2 protein-coding genes are annotated in these 24,894 nt (G+C 72.0%); both read right to left on the minus strand.

Annotation, left to right across the window (positions count from 1 at the left end):
- Positions 1-10,608, minus strand: coding sequence for an SDR family NAD(P)-dependent oxidoreductase (locus ACFVT5_RS36995; RefSeq protein WP_389897469.1), 10,608 nt, complete (start codon positions 10,606-10,608; stop codon positions 1-3).
- The gene (locus tag ACFVT5_RS37000; RefSeq protein WP_389897472.1) at positions 10,605-24,815 is read right to left on the minus strand and encodes a type I polyketide synthase; all 14,211 of its coding nucleotides are present in this window, start codon (positions 24,813-24,815) and stop codon (positions 10,605-10,607) included. The genes ACFVT5_RS36995 and ACFVT5_RS37000 overlap by 4 nt, the downstream gene beginning before the upstream one ends.
- Between the last annotated feature and the right edge of the window lie 79 nt (positions 24,816-24,894).

Consider the following 24,894-nt stretch of genomic DNA (forward strand, 5'->3'; position numbering starts at 1 on the left):
CTAGCTGTCGCCCTTCTTGCGGCCGAGCCCGCGGTCGATGAAGTCGAAGATCTCTTCGGCGGTCGCCGTCGCGAGGTGGTCGCCCACCGCGCTCCGGTCCGCCTGGTCCTGGTCGGTCGCGTTCGCCTGCCGGCGCTGCTCGGTCCACTTCGAGAGCACCGCCCGCAGGCGGTTGGTGATCCGTACGGAGTCGTCGTCGTCCGGGGTCGTCCCGAGCAGGTCGGTCTCGAACCGGTCGAGGTCGGTGAGGAGTCGGGTCGTGGGATCGACGGATGCGGGTGCGACCCGCGCCCGCACGTACCGGCTCAGCGCGAACGGTGACGGGTGATCGAACACCGCGGTCGCGGGCAGGCGCAGACCTGTGGCCGCGCCGAGCCGGTTGCGCAGTTCCACCGCGGTCAGCGAGTCGAAGCCGAGGTCCTGGAACGCCTGGTCCGGGTTGATGCCGATCGCCGTGGAGTGCCCCAGCACCGAGGCCACGTGTTCGCGTACGAGCTCCAGTACGACACGGTCCTGCTCACTCTCCGGCATGCCTTCGAGCCGATGCGCGAGGGACGGTCCCGCTCCGTTGGCGCCGGTGGAGACCGCCGTGCGCCTTGCCGGGCCGCGCACCAGGCCCCGCAGCAGGGCCGGAAGCGACGCAGAGTCCACGCGCGACCGCAGCACGCCGGTGTTCACGCGCAGCGGGATGGCGAGCGCCCGACCCGTGGCACGACTCGTACGGACGGCTGTTTCGAAGAGGTCGAGACCTTGCTCGGGGGTGAGGGGATCCAGGCCGGTGCGGGCGACGCGCTCCAGGTTCTCGTCGGCCAGTTCTCCCGCCATGCCGCCGTCCTGCGCCCACAGCCCCCAGGCCAGGGACACCGCGGGCAGACCCTGCGCCCTGCGGTGCTGGGCGAGCGCGTCGAGGAAGGTGTTCGCGGCCGCGTAGTTGGCCTGTCCTGGGGCACCCAGGATGCCGGCGACGGACGAGAACAGGACGAGGTCGACGAGCGGGAGATCACGTATGGCTCGGTGCAGGTGCACCGTGGCGTCGGTCTTCGCCCGCAGTACGGCGTCGAGCCTGTCACGCGTGAGCGTCTCGATCACTCCGTCGTCCAAGACACCCGCCGTGTGCACGACGGCCGTCAGCGGATGTTCCTCCGGGACCTTCGCGATCAGTTCGGCGACGGCGTCCGGGTCGGTCACATCGCAGGCGACGATCGAGACAGTCGCCCCTTCGCTCTCCAGTTCCTCGCGCAGCCCTTCCGCACCTTGGGCCCCGGGACCGCTCCTGCTGGCGAGCACCAGGTGTCGCATGCCGCGGTCCCGCACCAGACGCCGGGCGAGCAGCCGGCCGAGGGCCCCCGTTCCGCCGGTGATCACCACGGTTCCGTCGGGATCCCAACCCCACTCATCCGAAGGGGTGGTCCGGCCTGGTTCGGGTGCGATGCCGACCAGACGGGGGGTCAGTACAGTCCCGCCGCGCACAAGCATCTGCGGCTCGTCCTGGCGGAGCGTCGAGTTCAACACGCCGTGCCAGTCGTCCCGTTCGTCGATGTCGACCAGCACGAACCGGCCCGGGTGTTCCGACTGCGCCGAGCGCACCAGCCCCCATACGGCCGCGTGCGCGAGGTCGGGCACGGGGTCGTCGGCGCCGGCGCTCACCGCCCCGTGTGTGATGACGACCAGCCGGGACGCGGCCGAGGCTTCGTCCTCGTCCGAGAGCCACTGGTGTATCGCGTCCAACACCTGCCCAGTGACCTCACGAACCGCCGCAGTCAGGTCGTCGTCCTCCGACGGCGTCCATGGCAGTACGACGAACTCGGCGCGCTCCTCCCCCACTTGAGGTCCATCGGCGCCGAGCAGCGTCCACCGGGCGGGCGGGGCGTCGACGACGGGAGCGGGCGTCCAGTCCAACGCGAACAGCGCGCCTTGGTCCTTGTCCCGTGCGCGCTGAAGCTGATCCGTCTGAACCGCCCGGGAGACCAGGGCGTCCACGGACACCACCGGCTGCCCCTTGGCGTCCGCGACCTGCACGGACAGCGCGTCGGGGCCCGCGGGGGCCAGCCGCACGCGCACGTGCGACGCGCCCGCCGCGAACAGCGACACGCCGCTCCAGGAGAACGGCAGCCGCACGTCCGCGCGACCGTGGTCGGTGGCCAGCACGGCATGCAGGGCGGCGTCGAGCAGGGCGGGGTGAACGCCGAACCCGGTCACGTCCTGCTGCTCGGGCAGGGCCACTTCGGCGAAGACCTCGTCGCCGCGCCGCCAGGCCCCCTGCAGCCCCTGGAACACGGGGCCGTATCCATAGCCGGATGCACTCATACGCTCGTAGAAGCCGTCCATCTCGACGGGTTCGGCGCCGGCCGGGGGCCAGGCTCTCAGCTCGAACGTCTCCTCAGTCGTCTCGGCGATGAGGACGCCGCTGGCGTGCCGCACCCACTCCTCGCCCTCGGCGGCAAGCGAGTGCACCGTCACCTCCCGCCGCCCTGAAGCCTCTTCGGGCCCGACCCGGACCTGCACCGACACACCCGCGTCGTCGGGTATCACAAGCGGTGCTTCGAGGGTGAGTTCCTCCAGACGTCCGCAGCCCACCTCGTCCCCGGCGCGGATCGCCAACTCCACGAACCCCGTGCCCGGCAGCAGCACGGTCCCGGCCACCGCGTGATCCGCCAACCACGGATGCGTACGTACCGACAGGTGCCCGGTCAGGAGCGAACCCTGGTCCCCGGCGAGGGGAACGGCCGCACCGAGGAGCGGATGGTCCACACCGGTCAGCCCCAGTGCTGCCGGGTCACCACCGGCGATGTCCGCGTCCTCCAGCCAGTAACGGCGGCGTTGGAAGGCGTACGTGGGCAACTCCACGCGTCGGCCACCGGGGAGTAGAGCCGACCAGTCCACCGGAACGCCGTACACAAACGCCTGCGCGAGCCCTGTGAGCAGGGAATCCGGTTCGGGACGGTCCTTGCGCAGTAGCGGGACCGCACGGAGGCTGTCCTGGCCGTCGAGGGACTCCTGCGCCAGCGCAGTGAGGACGCTGTCCGGTCCGACCTCGACCAGCACACCGACACCCTCAGCAGCCAGCGCGGTGACGCCATCACCGAAACGAACCGCGGCCCGCACGTGCTGGACCCAGTACTCGGGCGTGGTCAGTTCACCCGGCTCGGCGAGACGGCCGGACACATTCGAGACCACCGGCAGCTGCGGCTCATGGAAGGTGACCTGTTCCGCCACCCGCCGGAAGTCCTCCAGCATCGGCTCCATCAAAGGCGAGTGGAAAGCGTGGCTCACCCGCAACCGCCGCGACTTCACCTCCCCAAGCGCCACGACCACCTGCTCAACGGCCTCCGCCTCACCGGACACCACCACCGACGACGGACCATTGACAGCCGCCAAAGAAACACGACCCGCCAACTCCGCTACCGCCGAGGCGACTTCCGCCTCGCCCGCCTGCACCGCGACCATGACGCCACCAGCCGACAACGCCTGCATCAACCGACCCCGCGCACTCACCAACCGGACCGCATCCTCAAGCGAAAACACCCCCGCCACATAAGCAGCAGCCAACTCCCCGATCGAATGCCCGATCAACACATCCGGCCGCACACCAAAACTCTCCAACAGCCGCACCACCGCCACCTCAAACGCGAACAGCGCAGCCTGCGTCGACTCCGTCTGCCCCAACCGATCCGCATCCGTGAACACGACAGGGTCCAGCCCGAGCGCACCCGCAACCTCATCCAACGCCCCCGCGAACACCGGGTAAACAGACGCCAGTTGGGCACCCATCCCAACCCGCTGCGCCCCCTGCCCCGAGAACCCGAACGCCAACCGAACGCCCTCACCCGCCACACCCCGCACCTGCAACGCCCGCAACCCGTCGAGCAACCCATCCCGGTCCCGGCCCAGCACCACCGCCCGGTGCTCCAACACCGCCCGCGAAGTTGCCAGCGAGAACCCCACGTCAACCGGATCCAACTCCGGTCGGATCTGTATGAATTCGCCCAGTCGTTCCGCCTGCCCGATCAGCCCCTCAGCCGTCCGAGCCGACACCACCCACGGCACCACCGGAACCGGAACCCGCTCAGGGACCGCCTCGACGGAGGACTCGGATACCTGCTCCACGATCACGTGCGCGTTGGTGCCGCTGATCCCGAACGACGAGACACCCGCCCGCCATGGCCGATCGGCCTCCGGCCACTCCCCCGCCTTGGTCAGCAGTTCCACCCCGCCCGCCGACCAGTCCACATGCGGCGACGGCTCATCGACATGCAACGTCTTCGGCAGCACCCCGTGCCGCATCGCCTGCACCATCTTGATCACACCCGCGACACCCGCCGCCGCCTGAGTGTGCGCAATGTTCGACTTGACCGAGCCGAGCCACAACGGACGCCCCTCAGGCCGCCCTTGGCCATAGGTGGCCAGCAACGCCTGCGCCTCGATCGGATCCCCGAGAGACGTACCCGTCCCATGAGCCTCGACGACATCGACGTCCGACGTGGACAGGCGAGCGTTCGCCAACGCGGCCCGGATCACCCGCTGCTGGGACGGCCCGTTCGGAGCCGTCAGCCCGCTGCTCGCCCCGTCTTGATTCACCGCACTGCCCCGGATGACCGCCAACACTTCATGCCCGTTCCGCCGGGCGTCCGACAGCCGCTCCAGGACGAGGACGGCGACGCCTTCGCCCCAGCCCACGCCGTCGGCGGAGGAGGAGAAGGACTTGCAGCGTCCGTCGCGGGCCAGTCCACGCTGGCGGCTCAGTTCGATGAACTCCTGCGGAGTGGACATGACCGTGACGCCGCCCGCGAGGGCGAGTGAGCATTCGCCGCCGCGCAGCGCCTGGCCGGCCAGGTGCATCGCGACCAGCGACGACGAGCACGCCGTGTCCACCGTCACCGCAGGTCCCTCAAGGCCGAACGCGTACGAGACCCGGCCGGAGATGACGCTGGAGGTGCTGCCGGTCATGGTGTAGCCCTCGACGCCTTCGGGCACCTTGTTGAGCCGCGAGACGTAGTCCGGGGGCATCGCGCCGGCGAACACGCCGACCTGGCTGCCGCGCAGCCCGCCCACATCGAGGCCGGCTCGCTCGAATGCCTCCCAGGACGCCTCCAGCAGCAGCCGCTGCTGCGGGTCCATGGCCAGCGCCTCGCGGGGCGAGATGCCGAACAGTTCGGCGTCGAAGTCGGCGACGTCGTAGACGAACGCGCCCTCCCGCGCGTAACTCTTGCCGGGCACGTCGGGATCGGGGTCGTACAGCTCCCCGATCTTCCAGCCGCGGTCCGGCGGGAAGCCCGCGACGACATCGCGGCCCTCGTCGACCAGCCGCCACAGCGCCTCGGGCGAGTCGATGCCCCCAGGCAGGCGGCAGGCCATGCCGATGATCGCCAGTGGTTCGTCCGCCGTGGCGGCCGTCGCCTTTGTCATGGAGGCGAGCGTTGCCTCCGCCTCGCGGCTGGATCCGATCAGTTGGGAGCGCAGATCGCGGGCGAGGGCGAGCGGGGTCGGGTGGTCGAAGATCAGGGTCGAGGGCAGGCGAAGGCCGACGGCGGTGTTGAGTCGGTTGCGGAGTTCCACCGCCATCAGGGAGTCGAAGCCCATGTCGAGGAACCCGCGCTGCGGTCCGACCGCTTCCGGCTTCGGGTGGCCGAGCGCTCCGGCGGCGTGAGTGCGCACGAGGTCCAGGAGTGCGCGTTCCTGCTCGGGTTCGGTGAGGCCGGCCAGTCGCTGGAGCAGAGCGGCGGTCTGCCCGCCGGCCTCCGCGGTGGTGGCGGTGCGCCGTGTGGGTACGCGGATCAGGCCGCGCAGCAGGGTCGGCAGGGTGCCCGAGGCCGCCTGCGCCCGCAGCGCGGCCAGGTCCAGCCGGACCGGTGCCAGCAGTGCCCTGTTCCGGCCGAGCGCCGCGTCGAACAGCGCCATGCCCTGTTCCGAGGAGAGGGGTGCGAGGCCGGACCGCGCGATGCGCGCCCGGCTGCCCTCCGCCAAGCGCCCGGTCATCCCGCCGTCCTGCTCCCACAGGCCCCAGGCCAGGGACACGGCGGGCAGACCGGCCGCCCGCCGGTGCTGGGCGAGCACGTCGAGGAACGCGTTGGCGGCGGCGTAGTTGCCCTGCCCCGGCCCGCCGAAGACGCCCGCCACGGACGAGAAGAGGACGAAGCCCTGGAGGTCCAACTCCCGTGTCGCACGGTGCAGGTTGACGGCCGCGTTCACCTTCGGCCGCAGTACGGCGACCAGCCGTTCCGGGGTCAACGCCGTGATCGTCCCGTCGTCCAGGACACCCGCCATGTGGACGACAGCCGTCAGCGGATGCTCCGCCGGAATCCCGGCCAACACCGCATCCAGGGAAGCCCGGTCGGTCACGTCGCAGGCCACGGCCGACACCGACGCGCCCAACTCCGCCAGTTCCGCCACCAGTTCGGCGATGCCCGGCGCCGCCGAACCCTGCCGCCCGGCCAGCACCAGATGCCGCATCCCACGCTCGGCGACCAGGTGCCGCACGAGCACCCGACCCAGCGAGCCCGTCCCGCCGGTGATCAGAATCGTGCCTTCGGAGTCCCAGCCCCGGTCCTCCGGGCCGGCATCGGCGACGACGGATGACGTACGGACCAGCCGCGGTACGAGCAGGGCGCCACCGCGCACCGCGACCTGGGGTTCGCCGACCGCCAGCGCGGCGGGCAGGAGTGCGTCCCATCCGTCGCCTTCGCCCTCGTCGACGTCGACGTCCACCAGGACGAACCGGCCGGGGTGCTCCGCCTGTGCGGACCGCACCAGCCCCCACACCGGGGCGTGTGCCGGATCGCGTACGTCGTCGTCCGCCCCGGTGCTCACCGCGCCCCTGGTGACCACGACCAGTCGCGAGGGCTCCGGCGACTCATGGGCCAACGCCCCCTGGAGGGCAAGCAGTACGTCGGCCGTGGCCTCCCGCACCACCTCCGCGACGTCTTCGTCCGCGACCTCCGTTGCCGGCGCGCACACCAGCACGTCGAACTCGGGCGTGATCATCTCGGCCGAGGTCTCGGCGGGCACCCAGTCCACGGCGTACAGCGCGTCCTGCTCGCCGGCACCCGACTGCCTCAACTGCTCCTTCGACACCGGGCGGGAGACCAGGGCGTCGACGGACGCGACCGGACGGCCCTCCAGGTCCGCCAGTTGCAGAGCGGCGGTGTCGGCACCGATGTACGCCAGCCGTACGCGAACGGTGGTCGCTCCCGCGGCGAACAACGAGACCCCGGTCCAGGCGAACGGCAGCCGAACCTGACCGCCGTCCTCGCCGTCGGTCGCCACCGTCGCGTGCAGGGCGGCGTCCAGCAGGGCCGGATGGATACCGAAGGTGGACGCGCCCTCGGCCTGCTCCTCGGGCAAGCTCACCTCGGCGAAGATCTCGTCGCCGCGCCGCCAGGCAGCCCGCAGGCCCTGGAAGGCGGGGCCGTACATGTAGCCCGAGGAGGCGAGTGCGTCGTAGAAGCCGTCGAGGTCGACGGGTTGGGCGTTCACCGGGGGCCAGGCCGTCAGGTCGAACGTCTCCCCCGCCGTCTCGGCGCTGAGGACGCCACTGGCGTGCCGCACCCACTCCTCGCCCTCGGCCGCGAGCGAGTGCACCGTCAACTGCCGCTGTCCGGGGTCCTCTTCGGGCCCGACCCGGACCTGCACCGACACACCCGCGCCGTCGGGTATCACAAGCGGTGCTTCGAGGGTGAGTTCCTCCAACCGACCGCAGCCCGCCTCGTCCCCGGCCCGGATCGCCAGCTCCACGAACCCGGTGCCGGGAAGAAGCACAGTCCCGGCCACCGCGTGATCCGCCAACCACGGATGCGTACGTACGGACACTCGCCCCGTCAGCACCACACCCTGCCCGTCGGCCAGCCGCACCGCCGCACCCAGCAACGGATGCTCGGTGGACGCCAGACCGAGCGCGTCGGCATCGCCCACCCAGGAGCTGTGCTCCTCCAGCCAGTAGCGCCGGTGCTGGAAGGCATACGTGGGCAACTCCACGCGACGGCCACCGGGGAGCAGGGCCCGCCAGTCCACCCCGGCGCCATGTGCGAATGCCTGCGCGAGGCCGGTGAGGAGGGATTCCGGTTCAGGGCGACCCTTGCGCAGCAGCGGGACCGCGTACAGGCCGTCCTGGCCGTCGAGGGTCTCCTGGGCGAGGGCGGTCAGGACGCTGTCCGGTCCGACCTCCACCAGTACGCCGACACCCTCAGCAGCCAACGCGGTGACACCGTCGCCGAAACGGACCGCCTCGCGGACGTGACGCACCCAGTACTCGGGCGTGGTCAGCTCACCCCGCTCGGCGAGACGGCCGGAGACGTTCGAGACCACCGGCAGCTGCGGCTCATGGAAAGTGACCTGTTCCGCCACCCGCCGGAAGTCCTCCAGCATCGGCTCCATCAAAGGCGAATGGAACGCATGACTCACCCGCAACCGCCGCGACTTGACCTCCCCCAGCGCCACGACCACCTGCTCAACGGCCTCCGCCTCACCGGACACCACCACCGACGACGGACCATTGACCGCCGCCAAAGAAACCCGATCGGCCACATCGCCCACCACCGCAGCGACTTCAGCCTCGCCCGCCTGCACCGCTACCATGACGCCACCAGCCGGCAACGCCTGCATCAACCGACCCCGCGCACTCACCAACCGGACCGCATCCTCCAACGAGAACACCCCCGCCACATAAGCAGCAGCCAACTCCCCGATCGAATGCCCGATCAACACATCCGGCCGCACACCAAAACTCTCCAACAGCCGCACCACCGCCACCTCGAACGCGAACAGCGCAGCCTGCGTCGACTCCGTCTGCCCCAACCGATCCGCATCCGCGAACACGACAGGGTCCAGCCCGAGCGCACCCGCAACCTCATCCAACGCCTCCGCGAACACCGGGTACACGGCAGCCAGTTGGGCACCCATCCCGACCCGCTGCGCCCCCTGCCCCGAGAACCCGAACGCCAACCGAACGCCCTCGCCCGCCACACCCCGCACCTGCAACGCCCGCAACCCGTCGAGCAACCCATCCCGGTCCCGGCCCAGCACCACCGCCCGGTGCTCCAACACCGCCCGCGAAGTCGCCAACGAGAACCCCACGTCAACCGGATCCAACTCCGGTCGGCGCCCGACGAATTCAGCCAACCGCTCCGCCTGAGCAACCAGCCCCTCAGCACTCCGAGCAGACACCACCCACGGCACCACCGGGACATCAACACGGACACTGGACTCGGCGACCACCTCGGGCTCAGGCGCCTGCTCCAGGATCACGTGCGCGTTGGTGCCGCTGATCCCGAACGACGAGACACCCGCCCGCCACGGACGGTCCACCTCCGGCCACCCCTGTGCGTCAGCCAGCAACTCCACCCCACCCGCTGACCAGTCCACATGCGGCGACGGCTCATCGACATGCAACGTCTTCGGCAGCACCCCGTGCCGCATCGCCTGCACCATCTTGATCACACCCGCGACACCCGCCGCCGCCTGCGTGTGCGCAATGTTCGACTTGACCGAGCCGAGCCACAACGGACGCCCCTCAGGCCGCCCTTGACCATAGGTGGCCAGCAACGCCTGCGCCTCGATCGGATCCCCGAGGGGTGTTCCGGTGCCATGGGCCTCCACGACGTCGACGTCTGTCGGGTTCAGCCTTGCGTTGGCCAACGCGGCCCGGATCACACGCTGTTGGGAAGGGCCGTTCGGGGCGGTGAGTCCACTGCTGGCGCCGTCCTGATTGACGGCGCTGCCTCGCAGTACCGCCAGCACCTCGTGACCGTTGCGACGCGCGTCCGACAGCCGCTCAAGGAGGAGGACGCCGACGCCTTCGGCCGGGCCGAAGCCGTCGGCGGATGCCGAAAAGGCTTTGCAGCGGCCGTCCTTGGCAAGTCCGCGCAGGCGGCTGAACTCGGTGAACACCTTGGGGCTGGCCATCACGGTCACGCCGCCCGCGAGGGCGAGCGAGCATTCGTCCGCGCGCAGCGCCTGGCCGGCCAGGTGGAGGGAGACAAGGGACGACGAGCACGCCGTGTCCACGGTGACGGCCGGGCCCTCCAGCCCGAAGACGTACGAGATGCGGCCGGCGATGACGCTGTGGGTGCTGCCGGTGACGAAGTACCCCTCGACTTCCTCGGGGGGCTTGTGCAGTCGGGTCACGTAGTCCGACCAGCCGGTGCCGTAGTAGACGCCGACGCGTTTGCCGCGTAGTGACCTCGGGGTGATGCCGGCCCGCTCGATCGCTTCCCAGGAGGTCTCCAGCAGGAGCCGCTGCTGGGGATCCATGGCGAGTGCCTCGCGTGGGGGGACGGCGAAGAAGTCCGCGTCGAAGTCCCCGGCGTCGCGCAGGAATCCGCCCTCGCGGACGTAGGTCTTGCCGGCTGCGTCCGGGTCGGGGTCGTAGAGGGTGTCGATGTCCCAGCCGCGGTCCTCGGGGACGCCGGAGACCGCGTCCCGTCCCTCGTCGACGAGTCGCCACAGGTCCTCCGGGGAACGGACACCGCCCGCGTAGCGACAGGCCATGCCGACGATGGCGATGGGCTCCCGGGCCGCGGCCTCCAGCTTCTGGTTCTGCAGCCGGAGGCGCTCGGTCTCCTTCAACGACGCCCGGAGCGCTCCAACAACCTTGTCGGTCGACGCGTCAGTCACGAGCTCTGCCCTTCGGATTGTCCCGGCCCGTCGTCGTGCCCGGGTGCTTCGAGCTGTTGGGGTGCATCGGCCTGTTGCTGTTCGGTGGTGTCGAGTTCGCCGTGCGCCAGGCGGATCAGGTCGGCGATGTCCATGTCGTCGACCGCGCGGGTCAACTCCGCCGCGCCTGGGCCTTTGTCGCGCGTCGTGCTGTCCGCGTCGGAGCGAGCGATGTCACTCGCTCCCTCCGCCTCGTCGGGCACGAGTTCCGTGTGCAGGTGGTGGGCGAGGGCGGAGGGGGTCGGATAGTCGAAGATGAGGGTCGCGGGGAGGCGTAGACCGGCCGCCGTGTTGAGCCGGTTGCGCAGCTCCACGGCGGTCAGGGAGTCGAAGCCCAGGTCGAGGAAGCCCCGTTCGGCTTCCACGGCGTCGGGCCGTGCGTGACCCAGCGTGGTCGCCGCGTGGGTGCGTACGAGGTCCAGCAGAGCGCGGGTCCGGTCCTCGTACGAGAGCTGAACGAGGCGTTGCAGCAGGGCCGATGCCTCCGTGCCGGAGGAGCGGGCGGTGTTGCTGTTGGCGACGCGGCGGCCGGCTGCCCGGACGAGGCCCCGCAGCAGGGAGGGCACGGCGCCCGCGCCGGCCTGTCCGCGCAGTCCGGCGGGGTCGAGCCGGACGGGAACGAGAAGTGCCTCGTCCACGGTGAGGGAGGCGTCGAGCAGCGTCATACCCTGTGCGTTGGTGATCGGTGCGAGCCCGGAGCGGGAGATCCGTGCGACGTCGTCGCCCTTGAACTCGCCGGTCATACCGCTGGCTTCGGCCCACAGGCCCCAGGCGAGCGAGAGGGCGGGCAGGCCCTGGGCCCTGCGGTGGTGGGCGAAGGCGTCCAGGAAGGCGTTGGCTGCCGCGTAGTTGCCCTGGCCCGGACTGCCGAGAGCGCCGGAGGCCGAGGAGAACAGGATGAATCCGGCGAGGTCCAGGTCGCTGGTCGCCTCGTGCAGGTTGACCACGGCATCGACCTTCGGCCGCATCACCGTGTCGATGCGCTCCAGGTTCAGTGCGGGGATCGTGCCGTCCGCCAGGACGCCCGCGGTGTGGACGACCGCGGTCAGCGGGTGGTCGGACGGCACCTTTGCGACCAGTTCGGCCACCGCATCCCGGTCGGCCACATCGCACGCCACGACGGCCACATCCGCACCGGCCGCCTCCAGTTCGGCCAGCAACTTCTGTGCTCCGGGGGCCTCCACGCCCCTCCGACTGGTCAACAGCAGGTGTCGTACGCCGTGTTCGGCCACCACGTGCCGGGCCACCAACGCGCCCAGCGTGCCCGTGCCACCCGTGATCAGCACGGTGCCGTCCGGGTTCCACACCTGCGGCATCGTCAGCACGTTCTTACCCACGTGCCGCGCCTGGCTGACGAAGCGGAACGCGTCCGCGGCCCGCCGCACGTCCCACGTCGTCACCGGCAGATGCGTCAGCACCCCCCGCTCGAACAGGGCCACGACCTTGCGAAGGATCTCCTGGATGCGTTCCGGGCCCGCTTCCATCATTTCGTAGAAGCGGTAGGCGATGCCGGCGTGCTCGGCGGCCACCTGCTCCGCGTCCCGGATGTCGGCCTTGCCCATCTCGATGAACCGTCCGCCACGCGGCAGCAGGCGCAGCGACGCGTCGACGAACTCACCGGCCAGGCTGTCCAGCACCACGTCCACGCCCCGGCCGTCCGTGGCCGTGCGGAACGCCTCCTCGAAGTCGAGCGACCGGGACGAGGCGATGTGTTCGGCGTCCAGACCGCCGGCCCGCAGCGTGTCCCACTTCGCGGGACTCGCCGTACCGAAGACCTCCGCGCCCAGATGCCGGGCGAGCTGTACCGCGGCCATCCCGACTCCGCCCGCCGCCGCGTGCACCAGCACCGACTCGCCCGCCCGGACTCCGGCCAGGTCGACCAACCCGTAGTAGGCGGTGACGAAGACGACCGGGACCGACGCGGCCTGCTCGAAGGTCCAGCCCTCGGGGATGCGCACCGTCGTCCGCGAGTCGGTGACCGCGTCCGGCCCGAAGGACAGCGGGACGATGCCCATCACACGGTCCCCCGGTCCCAGGCCGGTGACCTCGGAGCCGACCTCCGTCACCACGCCGGCCGCCTCGCCGCCCATCGCGCCGGGGTCCGGGTACATGCCGAGGGCGATCAGGACGTCACGGAAGTTCAGCCCGGCTGCGCGTACGGCGATCCGCACATCGAGCGGGCCCAACGGCTCCGGTGTGCAGGGCACCAGCGCCAGGTTCTCCACTGTGCCCGGGGTCGTCACGTCCAGCCGCCAGGGTGTGCCGACCGGCGGCACCAGCGCGGCACCGGTCGTCGACCGCGTCAGGCGTGCCGCCAGCACCTGCCCCACACGCACCACCATCTGCGGCTCACCGGAGCCCAGCGCCCCGGGCAGCACGTCCGCCAGCGCGGCGTCCACATCAGTACCGGGTTCGAGGTCCACGAGCACGAACCGGCCCGGATTCTCCGTCTGTGCCGACCGCACCAGACCCCACACCGGGGCATGCGCCAGGTCCGGTACGGCATCGTTGGGGGCCGTGCCGAGTGCTCCCTGTGTCACGACGACCAGGCGTGAGTCGGAGAACCGCTCGTCGGACAGCCACTTCTGAAGAACGGTCAGCATTTTGGCGGTGGCTTCACGTGCCGCGTGCGTGAGTTCGCCGCCCGCTTCAAAGACGGCCTCGGCGGTGCCCGGTCCGCAGGGCAGGACCACGAATGCGGGGAGGCTCTCGGCGTCGAGTCCGGCGCCGCCCTCGTCCAGCACCACCCACTGGTCCGGGGCCACCTCGTCGCCCGCCGGTACCGGTGTCCAGTCGATCCTGAAGAGCGAGTCCTGGTCCCCGCCTGACGTGTGCCTGAACTGGCCGGGGGCCACCAGGCGGGTGACGAGGGCGTCGGCGGAGGCGACCGGCCGCCCCTCGACGTCGGCAAGCTGTACGGACACCGAGTCCTCGCCCGCGGGCACCAGCCGTACGCGCACACTGGACGCACCCTGCGCGAACAGCGACACCCCGCTCCACACGAACGGCAACCGCACCCGGCCGCCCTGTTCTGCGTCCGCCAGCCCGACGTGCAACGCCGCGTCCAGCAGGGCCGGATGGAGGCCGAAGCCGGGCGCACCGTCCGCCTCGTCCTCGGGGAGGCTCACCTCGGCGAAGAGTTCCTCGCCGCGCCGCCAGGCAGCGCGCAGTCCCTGGAACGCCGGCCCGTAGCCGTAACCGGAGTCGGTCAGGCCGTCGTAGAAGCCCTCCAACGGGACGGGCTCGGCGTCGGCCGGGGGCCACGCCGCGAGGTCGAACGCCTCGGTCGTGTCGTCGCCGGTGAGGACACCGTGGGCATGGCGGATCCAGTCCTGACCGTCCTCCGTGCAGGAGTGCACGCTCACCGGCCGCAGCCCGGAGTCGTCCTCGGCCCCGACCCGCACCTGAAGCGGGACCGCACCCTCCGTGGGCACCACCAGGGTTGATTCCAGGGTGAGTTCGTCGAGACGTCCGCAGCCCACCTCGTCACCGGCCCGAATCGCCAGTTCGACGAACGCCGTGCCCGGCAGCAGAACCGTGCCGGCCACCGCGTGATCCGCGAGCCACGGATGCGTACGCAGCGACACCCGCCCGGTCAGCACCACACCCTCGTCGTCGGCCAGCCGCACCGCGGCGCCCAGCAGCGGATGCTCGGCCGCCGCGAGCCCGAGCGCGTCCGGATCGCCCCCGGCGGCCGACGCGTCCTCCAGCCAGAAGCGCCGTCGCTGGAAGGCATACGTCGGCAGTTCGACCCGTCGGCCGCCCGCCAGCAGACCCGCCCAGTCGACCGCCAGGCCCCGTGTGAACGCCTCCGCCACCGACGTAAGGAAGCGGTCCATGCCGCCCTCGTCCCGGCGCAGCGAGCCGACCGCCACGACCTCGACGCCCGCGTCCTCACACGTCGCCTGTGTGCCGACCGTGAGCACCGGATGCGCACTGTTCTCCACGAAGAATCGGAAGCCGTCCGCGAGCAACGCCCGTACGGCGCCTTCGTAGTTGACCGGCCGGCGCGCATTTTCGAACCAGTACTCCGCGTCCAGCCGGGTGGTGTCGATCTCCTGCCCGGTGACCGTCGAATACATCGGCACCCGCGAGGCGCGCGGGATGATGTCCGCGAACAACTCCAGGATGCGTTCGCGCAAGGGGTCCACCTGCGCGCAGTGCGAGGCCACCGTCGAGCCGATGATGCGTGCCCGCACCTGGTCCTCATGACAGGCGGCCACGAATTCCTCCAGCGCGGCCACCTCCCCCGCCACCGTCACCGCGGCCGGGCCATTGCGTCCCGCCAGACTCAGCCGGCCGTCCCAACCGGCCAACCGCGCCTGGACTTCATCGGCACCCAACGCGACCGAGGCAACCGCCCCGTGTCCCACCAACGCCTCAGCGAACAGAGCGCTGCGCCACACCACCAGCCGCGCCGCGTCCTCCAGCGACAAGCCACCCGCCACGTGGGCCGCCGCGATCTCACCCTGTGAATGACCGACCACGGCGGCCGGTTCCACCCCCATCGACCGCCACAACACCGCCAACGACACCTGCACCGCGAACAACACCGGCTGCAGCACCTCGATGCGCTCCAGCGAGGGCGCACCCGCCGCCCCGCGCACCACGTCCACCGCCGACCAACCCGTCAAACCACCCAACACCCGATCGCACTCGGCAAACACCTCACCGAACACCAGCGAGGAATCCAGCAGCTCCACCGCCATGCCCGCCCACTGCGAACCCTGACCGGGGAAGACGAACACCACCCGGCCGCGCACATCCCCAACCCCCGAGATCACACCCGCCGCGGGCGAACCTGACCCGAGCGACTCCAGACCAGCCACGAGCCCTTCCCGGCTCCGGCCCAACACCACCGCACGCCTCTCCAACACCGAACGCGACGCCGCCAACGAGAAGCCGACGTCGACCGGGTCCAACTCGGGTCCGTTTCCCACGTGTTCGGCCAGCCGGTTCGCCTGTCCTGCCAGCCCTTCGCCGGTCCGCGCCGACACCACCCACGGCACCAGCGGCACATCGGGGCGAGCCGGGGACTCGGCGACCGGCTCGGGCTCGGGCGCCTGCTCCACGATCACGTGCGCGTTCGTACCGCTCATTCCGAACGACGACACACCCGCCCGCCAGGGCCGCCCGACCTCGGGCCACTCACGGGCCTCGGTCAGCAGTTCCACGGCGCCCGCAGACCAGTCGACGTGCGGCGACGGCTCGTCCGCGTGCAGCGTCTTGGGCAGCACGCCGTTCCGCAGAGCCATCACCATCTTGATGACACCGGTGACACCCGCCGCGGCCTGGGGGTGGGCGACGTTCGACTTGATGGAGCCGAGCAGCAACGGCCTTCCCTCGGGCCGCCCCTGGCCGTAGGTGGCGAGCAGCGCCTGGGCCTCGATCGGGTCACCCAGGGATGTACCCGTGCCATGCGCCTCGACGGCGTCGACGTCGCTCAGGGACAGGCCCGCGTTGGCCAACGCGGCGCGGATGACGCGCTGTTGGGACGGACCGTTCGGCGCGGTGAGGCCGTTGCTCGCGCCGTCCTGGTTCACGGCACTGCCACGGACGACGGCCAGGACCTCGTGCCCGTTGCGCCGGGCGTCCGACAGCCGCTCCAGCAGCAGCACGCCGACACCCTCACCCCAGCCGGTGCCGTCGGCCGCCGCCGAAAACGCCTTCGAGCGACCGTCGGGCGCCAGGGCACGCAGGCGGCTGAACTCGATGAGGCCCTTGGGGCTGGCGAGCAGGGAGACGCCGCAGGCGAGGGTCATGGAGCACTCGCCGCTGCGCAGGGCCTGCCCGGCGAGGTGGAGGGCCACCAGGGAGGATGAGCAGGCCGTGTCGACGGTCACCGCGGGACCTTCGAGGCCGAAGGTGTAGGCGATACGGCCGGACATGACGCTTCCGGCGCTGCCGGTGACGGCGAAGCCCTCGGCCTCTTCCGGAACGCGGTTCTCGGCGGTGGCGTATCCATCGGCGCCCGCGCCGACGAAGACGCCGACCTGCGTGCCGCGCAGCGAGGCCGGGATCACTCCGGCACGTTCCATGGCCTCCCAGGAGGTCTCCAGGAGCAGGCGCTGCTGGGGGTCCATGGCGAGGGCTTCGCGCGGTGCGATGCCGAAGAAGTCGGCGTCGAAGTCGCCGGCGTTCTCAAGGAAGGCGCCGTGCCGTACGTAGCTCTTGCCGGGGGCGTCCATGTCGGCGTCGTAAAGCCGTTCGAGGTCCCAGCCGCGATCGGTGGGCAGTCCGGCGACGATGTCGCGGCCGTCGGCGACGGTCTGCCACAGGTCCTGCGGGGAGCGGATGGCGCCGGGCAGGCGGCAGGCCATGCCGACGATGGCGATGGGGTCGTCGTCGTGGTCGCGCGTGACTGCCGCGGGCAGCGGCGGTCGCTCGTCCCGGTGTGGCTGTCCGGCCGTGAGATCGGTCCGCAGATGGCGGGCGAGGGCGGCCGGGCTGGGGTGGTCGAAGACGAGGGAGGCCGGCAGGCGCAAGCCGGTGACGTGGTTGAGGCGGCGGCGCAGTTCGACGGCGGTGAGCGAGTCGAAGCCGAGGTCTCGGAAGGGGCGTTCGGTGTCGAGGTCCTCGGAGCTGCCGTGGCCGAGTACGGAGGCCGCCTGTGCGCATACCAGGTCGAGGAGGACGCGGTCCTGGCCGGGTTCCGGGAGGCCAGTGAGGCGGCGGGCCAACTCGGAGCCGGCATCCGTGTCGGCGACCGCGGTCTCGGGGCCGTCGTCGGCGGTGGCGAGACGTGCCTCGGGTATCTCGTCGAGCAGGGGGCGCGGGCGGGCCATGGTGAACAGGGCCGCGAAGCGTTCCCAGGTGACGTCGCTGACGACGACGGTCGTCTCGTCGTGGTCGAGTGCCTGGCGCAGCGCCTGGAAGGCGAGGTCCGGGTCGAGTCGGGGCAGGCCCTGGCGGATCGAGCGCTGGGTGAGCAGATCGCGCATGGTGGTGTCCTCGTCGCGGTCGTTGAAGGCGTCCCAGATGCCCCAGGCGACGGAGGTGGCGGGCAGGCCGGCGGCTCGGCGGCGCTCGGCGAGTGCGTCGAGGTAGGCGTTGGCGGCGGCGTACGGGCCTTCGGTGCCGCTGCCCCAGACGCCGGCGATGGAGGAGAACAGGACGAACGCGTCGAGTTCGTCGGTGTCGAAGAGTTCGTCGAGGTTGCGTCCACCGACGACCTTGGCGCGGACGGCCTGCGCGTAGCGGTCGACGGTGGTCTCGGTGAGCGGCCCGACGTCGGCGACCACGGCGGTGTGCAGGACAGCGCGGACGGGCGGGCCGTCCGCGCGCAGCCGGTGGACCAGGTCCCCGAGGGCGGCCCGGTCGGTGGCGTCGCAGGCGGCGATGGTGACGCGGACGCCCTTGGCTTCGAGTTCGGCGCGCAGTTCGCCGGCGCCGGGGGCGGCCGTGCCGCGTCGCCCGGTGAGGACGAGGTGTTCGGCGCCATGGTCGGCGAGCCGGTGGGCGAGGTGGCCGCCGAGGGCGCCGGTGCCGCCGATGACGAGGACGGTGCCGCGCGGCTTCCACGGGCGCGGTGCGGGAGCATCGGCGAGGGGGGCGCGGACCAGGCGTCGTACGAGGGTGCCGGTGGCGCGGATCGCGAGCTGGTCCTCGGGGTGACGGGCGGCGAGGGCGGTGCACAGGTGCCGTACGGCGTGCGGGTCGGGCTGGTCGGGGAGGTCGACGAGGCCGCCCCAGTGCTGCGGGTGTTCGAGGCCGACGACGCGGCCCAGGCCCCAGATCTGGGCCTGTTCGGGACGTCGTACGGGATCGGTGTCGGCGACCGTGACGGCGCCTCGGGTGGCGCACCACAGGGGCAGGTCGTGGCCTGCGTCGCCGATGGCCTGGGCGAGGGTCAGGGTGGCGATGACGCCGGTGGTGAGGTCGGGGTGCTGTGGGTGCGGGGTCTCGTCGAGGGCGAGCAGGGAGAGGACTCCGCCCTGCCGGGGCCGGTTTCCGGTTGCCTGCGTGAGCGCTTCGGCGAGTGCGGTGCGGTCGGCCCGTGCCGTGTCGACGGGGAGGTGGACGACGTCGGCGCCGCGGCCGGTGAGGGCTTCCACGGTGGCCGTGGTCCACGGGTGGTCGGTGTCGTTCCGGGAGGTGAGGACGAGCCAGGTGCCGGTGAGGGGGGCCGGGTCGGTGTCGGGGGCGGGCCGCCACACGACGCGGTAGCGCCAGGAGTCCAGGACGGACCGCTCGCGGTTGCCCCGGCGCCAGGCGGACAGCGCCGGGAGCAGGTCGTCCAGCGGGGACGGGCCGTCGTCGGACAGGCCGAGGGTGCGGGCGAGTTCGATGCGGTCGCCCTGGTCGATCGCGGCCCAGAAGCGGGCCTCCGCCCGGTCGGGCTGGGGGCGGACGGCCGCCGGGGTCTTCGGGCGGGCGAGCCAGTGCCGGCGGCGCTGGAAGGCGTAGGTGGGCAGGGGGACGCGTCGGCCGCGGGGCAGCAGCGTCTGCCAGTTCACGTCGACGCCGTGGGCGTAGGCGGTGGCCACAGCGGTGATGACGGTCTCGTCCTCGGAGCGGTCCTTGCGCAGCAGTGGGACGGCGACCGCGTCCGGGTGCTGGTCAAGGGACTCCTCGCTCAGGGCAGCCAGGACACCGTCCGGGCCCAGTTCCAGGAACACGGTCACACCGAGGCGGGCCAGTTCGCGTACGCCGTCGGCGAAGCGAACGGCGCCTCGCACGTGCCGTACCCAGTAGTCCGGGGAGCACAGGTCGTCCGGTTCGGCGGGGTGGCCGGTGAGGTTGGAGATCACGGGCAGGTGCGGTGCGTGGTAGGTGATGCTCTCGGCGACCGTGCGGAAGTCGTCGAGCATCGCGTCCATGTGCGGAGAGTGGAAGGCGTGGCTGACGCGTAGGCGTTTGGTCTTGTGTCCGCGTGCGGCGAGTACGGCGGCCACTTCGGCGGCGGCTTCCTCGTCGCCGGACAGCACGGTGGAGGCGGGGCCGTTGACGGCGGCGACGTCGAGCCGGTCGCGGTGGCGGGAGGCGGCGAGGGCCTCGGCGACCTCGGCCTCCGGGGCGGCGACGGCGATCATCGCACCGCCCTCGGGCAGGGCCTGCATCAGCCGGCCGCGCGCGGTCACCAGGCGGGCGGCGTCGGGCAGCGAGAGGACTCCGGCGGCGTGGGCGGCGGTGAGTTCGCCGATCGAGTGGCCCATCAGGTAGTCGGGCTCGACACCCCAGCTGCGGACGAGCCGGAACAGGGCGCTCTCCACCGCGAACAGCGCGCTCTGGGTGTACTCCGTCCGGTCCAGCAGCCGGGCCGCGTCGGTGCCCGGCTCCGCGAACAGGACGTCGCGCAGACTGCCGTCCCGCTCCCGGTCCAGCTCCGCCAGCGCGTCGCCGAGGGCGGCGGCGAACACCGGGAAGCGATCGTACAACTTCCGTCCCATACCGGCCCGTTGGCTGCCCTGTCCGCTGAACAGGAAGGCGGTGAGGCCCTCCGTCGAGGCGCTGGCGCTGATCACCGAGTCGACCGGCCGGCCGTCGGCGAGCGCGGTGAGGGCGACGCGGACGGCGTCCCTGTCGTCGGGCGCGCCGAGGACGACGGCGCGGTGCTCCAGCGGGGTGCGGGTGGCGGCCAGCGAGTACGTGACGTCCGCCGGATCGAGTTCCGGGCGGCCGGCGAGGAACTCGGCCAGCCGGGCGGCCTGTCCACGCAGCGCGGCCGGGCCGCGGCCGGAGACCACCCACGGCAGCAACGCGAGCCGTGGAGCGGCGGGTTCGGTGGCGGGCGGCTCCTCGGCGCGGGGTGCGGCCTGTTCGACCAGGACGTGGGCGTTGCTGCCGCTGAAGCCGAAGGAGGAGACTCCGGCGCGGCGCGGCCGGTCGCGTTCGGGCCACGGGGAGCGGCTGGTGACGAGCGAGACGGGCAGGGAGTCCCAGTCGATACGGCTGGAGGGGCGGTCGACGAGGTGCGGCGGCAGCTCACCGTGGTGCACGGACAGGACGACCTTGAGCAGTCCGGTGATGCCGGCCGCGGCCTCCAGGTGCCCGATGTTCGCCTTGGCCGAGCCGACCAGCAGCGGGTTGTCCGCGTCCCGCCCCGGGCCGAGGGCGTCGGCCATGGCGCGGATCTCGATGGGGTCGCCCAGCGGTGTGCCGGTGCCGTGGGCCTCCACGTAGTCGACCTCGTGGGGCTCCCAGCCGGCCCGGTCCAGGGCCTGGCTGATCAGCGCGGACTGCGCCGCCGCGCTGGGTACGGTGAAGCCGCCGCTGTCCCCGTCCTGGTTGACGGCGCTGCCGCGCAGCAGGGCGTAGACCCGGTCGCCGTCGCGGCGTGCCGCGGAGAGCGGTTTGAGGATGAGCACAACGGCGCCCTCACCACGACCGTAGCCGTCGGCGGCCTCGTCGAAGGTCTTGCAGCGGCCGTCGGGGGCGAGGGCACCGCCCGCGGACATCGCCACGGACACCGTCGGGGTAACGATGACGTTGGCGCCGCCGACGAGGGCGATCTCGCAGTCCCCGGCGCGCAGTCCCTGGCAGGCGAGGTGTACGGCGGTCAGAGACGCGGAGCAGGCGGTGTCCACGGCGAGGCTGGGTCCGTGCAGCCCGAGGAAGTAGGAGAGCCGGCCGGCGGAGGCGGCGAAGGTGTTGCCGGTGCCGTAGTACAGGTCGATGTTGCCCATGTCGCGGGTGAGCAGTTCGTGGTAGTCGGCCGTGTTGAGACCGACGTACACGCCTGCCTGTCGGTCCATCAGGGTGGTGGCGGGATAGCCGGAGTCCTCCAGTGCTTCCCAGGCCACCTCAAGGGCGAGCCGCTGCTGCGGGTCGAGCGAGGCCGCTTCGCGGGGTGAGATGTGGAAGAACCCGGCGTCGAATCCGGAGACGTCGGCCAAGTAACCGCCGTCGGTGGGAACTTCGGGTCCGGCCTCGTCCCAGATCGGATCGTCGCGCCGCCCGGGCGGCGGGGCCGCCACGGCGTCCCGGCCCTCGGTCAGCAGTGACCAGAACTCCTCGGGCGAGGACGCTCCGGGCAAGCGGCAGGACATGCCGATCACGGCGACGGCGTCGTCGTCCGCGCCCGCTGCCGCCGGTGCGGGTGTCTCCTTGGACAGCCGGTGCGGCGCGGGGTCGGCCGCCGTCAGCTCCGCGAGGTGGGCGGCCAGCCCCTGGATGGAGGGGTGTTCGAAGACGACGGTGGACGAGAGCCGTACCGCGAAGGTCTCTTCGAGCCGCTTGCCGAGGGTGACCGCGGTCAGGGAGTCGAGCCCCTGCTCGAACAGGCCGCGCCGACGGGGCAGCGGCTGGTCGGGGCCGAGCCCGAGCAGGTCACGGACGACGGCGTCGATCCGGTGCACCGTCTGCGCGGAGGAGCGCGTCGCAGACGCGGGAGCTTCGACCGGTGCGGTCGTCGCGACCGATACCTGCGTCCGGTGGGTCGGTTCCGCGGTGGCCTGTTCCGTGACCGTCGGGCCTGCGTCGGGGCCCTTCGGCGGCTCGTGGTGTCCCCGCTCCACGCCTGGCAGCCAGTACCGGTCGCCGCCCCAGGACGGCAGCGGCAGGTCCCGGAAGCGGTGCGGCCTGCCGGTGACCGCCGTCCAGTCCACGCCGGTGCCGGTGACATGGAGGCGGGCCAGGGTCCGGTGGAGCGCCACCGCGCCCGGCTCGTCGCGGCGCAGGGTGCCCAGCACGGGACGGTGCAGACCGCGCCGGCGGGCGGCGTCCGTGAGCGGTCGGTTGAGGACCGGGTGCGGGCCGATCTCGACAAGCGTGCGGGCCTCGTCCTCGGCGAGCAGCCGGTCGACGGCGGGCCACAGCCGTACGGGTTCGGTGATGTTGCGGGCCCAGTAGGCGGCGTCGAGCGGGCCGGCGTCGGTGTCGGGGTCGACGCTGGAGAGCAGGCGCAGCGTCGGCCGCCCCGGGGTGAGGTCGGTGATTTCGGCGCGCAGGCGGGGGCCGCACGAGGCCACGAGGGGGCTGTGGAACGGGTAGTCGACGCGGGTGCGGCGGCAGCGCAGACCGTGTCCTTCGAGCAGCCGCTGCGCTTCGGTGACGGCGTCGTCGGGCCCGGCGACGACGACGGACCCGGGGCCGTTCACCGCGGCGACGACGGCCGGGAGCCCGCTGTCGTCCAAGAGGTCCGCGACGGCGTCGGCCTCGCCCTGCACCGCGAGCATGCGCCCGGTTCCCGCGGTGTCCTGAAGGATCCGGCCGCGCCGGACGATCAGCCGTACGGCGTCGGGCAGTTGGAGAACGCCCGCGGTGTGGGCGGCGGCGATCTCGCCGACGCTGTGGCCGATGACGGCTGTCGGGGTGATGCCGCGCCGGGTGAGCCAGCGGGTCAGCGCCACCTGGACGGCGAAGATGGCCGGCTGGGCGAGGTCGGTGCGGTCGAGTCCGCTGTCCTCGGTGCGCCGCAGTTCGTCGAGGAGCGACCAGGAGGCTTCGGTGCGGATCAGGGCGTCGCACTCGTCGAGGGTGTCGGTGATGTCGGGGTCGGTGCCGTACAGGTCGGCGGCCATGCCGGCCCACTGGCTGCCCTGTCCGGAGTAGACGAAGACAGGGGCGGGTTCGCCGTCGGGATCCAGTCGGTCCGCGCAGGCGCCGTCGGGCAGATCTTCGAGGTCCGCGGGGCCGGTGACCGCTTCCAGGGCTTCGACCAGCGCCTCGCGATCGGTTCCGACGGCGGCGTACCGGTGGTCCTCGTGGGTGCGCCGGGTCGCCGCGGACGCGACGAGGTCGGCGAGCGGTACGTCGTCGCGGGAGAGCCGTTCCCGCATCAGGGCGACCTGTTCGACCAGCCCTTCGGGCCGGGACGCGGAGACGAGCAGGACGTGGGGCCGCTCGGTGGGGCCGTCGGTCGGCGCGTCGGCCGGCGCCTCCTGGTGTGGCGGGGCCTCCGCGATGAGGTGGACGTTGGTGCCGCTGAGGCCGAAGGCGCTGACACCGGCACGCAGCGGGCGCGAGGGGGCGCTCTCCTGACCGGGGGCGGCCAGCTCCGTGCCGCCGAGCGAGACGGTGATGCCGCCCGCCTCCCAGTCGACGGCCGGGGTGAGCTCGTCGATGCCCGGCTGGGCCGGAACGTGTCGGGCTCCGAGAACCCAGATCGACTTGATGAGGCCGGTGATTCCGGCCGCGGCGTCGGTGTGCCCGAAGACCGCCTTGTGCGAGCCGACCACCAGCGGGACCGCGTCGTTGCGTCCCGCTCCGTACACCTCGGACAGGGTGCCGAGTTCGATCATGTCTCCGAGGGGGGTGCCGGTGCCGTGCGCCTCGACGTAGTCGACGCCGTCGGTGCCCACGCCCGCCGCGGCCAGCGCCGACCGCACCACGGCGGCCTGGGCGGAGGCGTTCGGGGCGGTCAGGCCGACGCTGCTGCCGTCGTTGTTGACGGCGGAACCGCGGATGACCGCGTGGACGCGGTCGCCGTCGGCGAGCGCGTCCGCCAGCCGCTTGAGGACCACGACGCCGCAGCCCTCGCCGCGGACGATGCCGTCGGCCTCCGCGTCGAAGGGGCGGCAGCGCCCGGACGGGGAGATCGCCCCGATCCGGCTCATGAACACGCTGATCTCAGGGCTGAGCAGCAGGCTGACGCCGCCGGCGATGGCGGTGTCGATGTCGCCGACGCGCAGGCTCTGGCATGCCTGGTGGACGGCGTACAGGGAGGAGGAGCAGGCCGAGTTGAGGCCGACTGCGGGGCCGCGCAGGTCGAAGGTGTACGCCAGCCGGCCCGCGGCGAAGCTGAACTCCATGCCGGTGATGTAGTGCGGGCCGGCGCCCTGCGGACCGAGCGACCTGGCGTGCATGAGGTGGTAGTCGTTGGCGAGGAGACCGACGAAGACGCCGGTGCGGGTGCCGCGCCAGTCGGGGCGGGCTCGGCCGGAGTCGACCATCGCCTCGCAGGCGACCTCCATCAGCAGACGCTGCTGGGGGTCGATGGCGGCGGCCTCGCGGGGCGCGATGCCGAAGTAGGGAGCGTCGAACCGGTCGACGTCCTCCAGGAACGCGCCGACATGGTTGGTGATGGTGCCGGGGGCGCCCTCCGCGGCGGCGGCGTGCAGGTTGCGCCCCCAGCGGTCCTCGGGCACCTCTTCGAGGACGGTGCCGCCGGACCTGAGCATCCTGCCGAGCGAGCCGAGGTCGCGTACACCGCCCGGGAGGCGGCACCCCACGCCGACGACGGCGATGGGCTGTGCGGGAAGGAAGGTCACGTCCGGACTGGCGACCATGGTCTCGACACGCCTTTCGGCTCGGTGGGGCTGGGCGGCTCAGTGGGGCGGCTCGGCGGGCGGGAGGCCCGTCGGGGCC

Origin of the sequence: Streptomyces sp. NPDC058001 (assembly GCF_042886315.1) — a bacterium.
Taxonomy (GTDB): Bacteria; Actinomycetota; Actinomycetes; order Streptomycetales; family Streptomycetaceae; genus Streptomyces.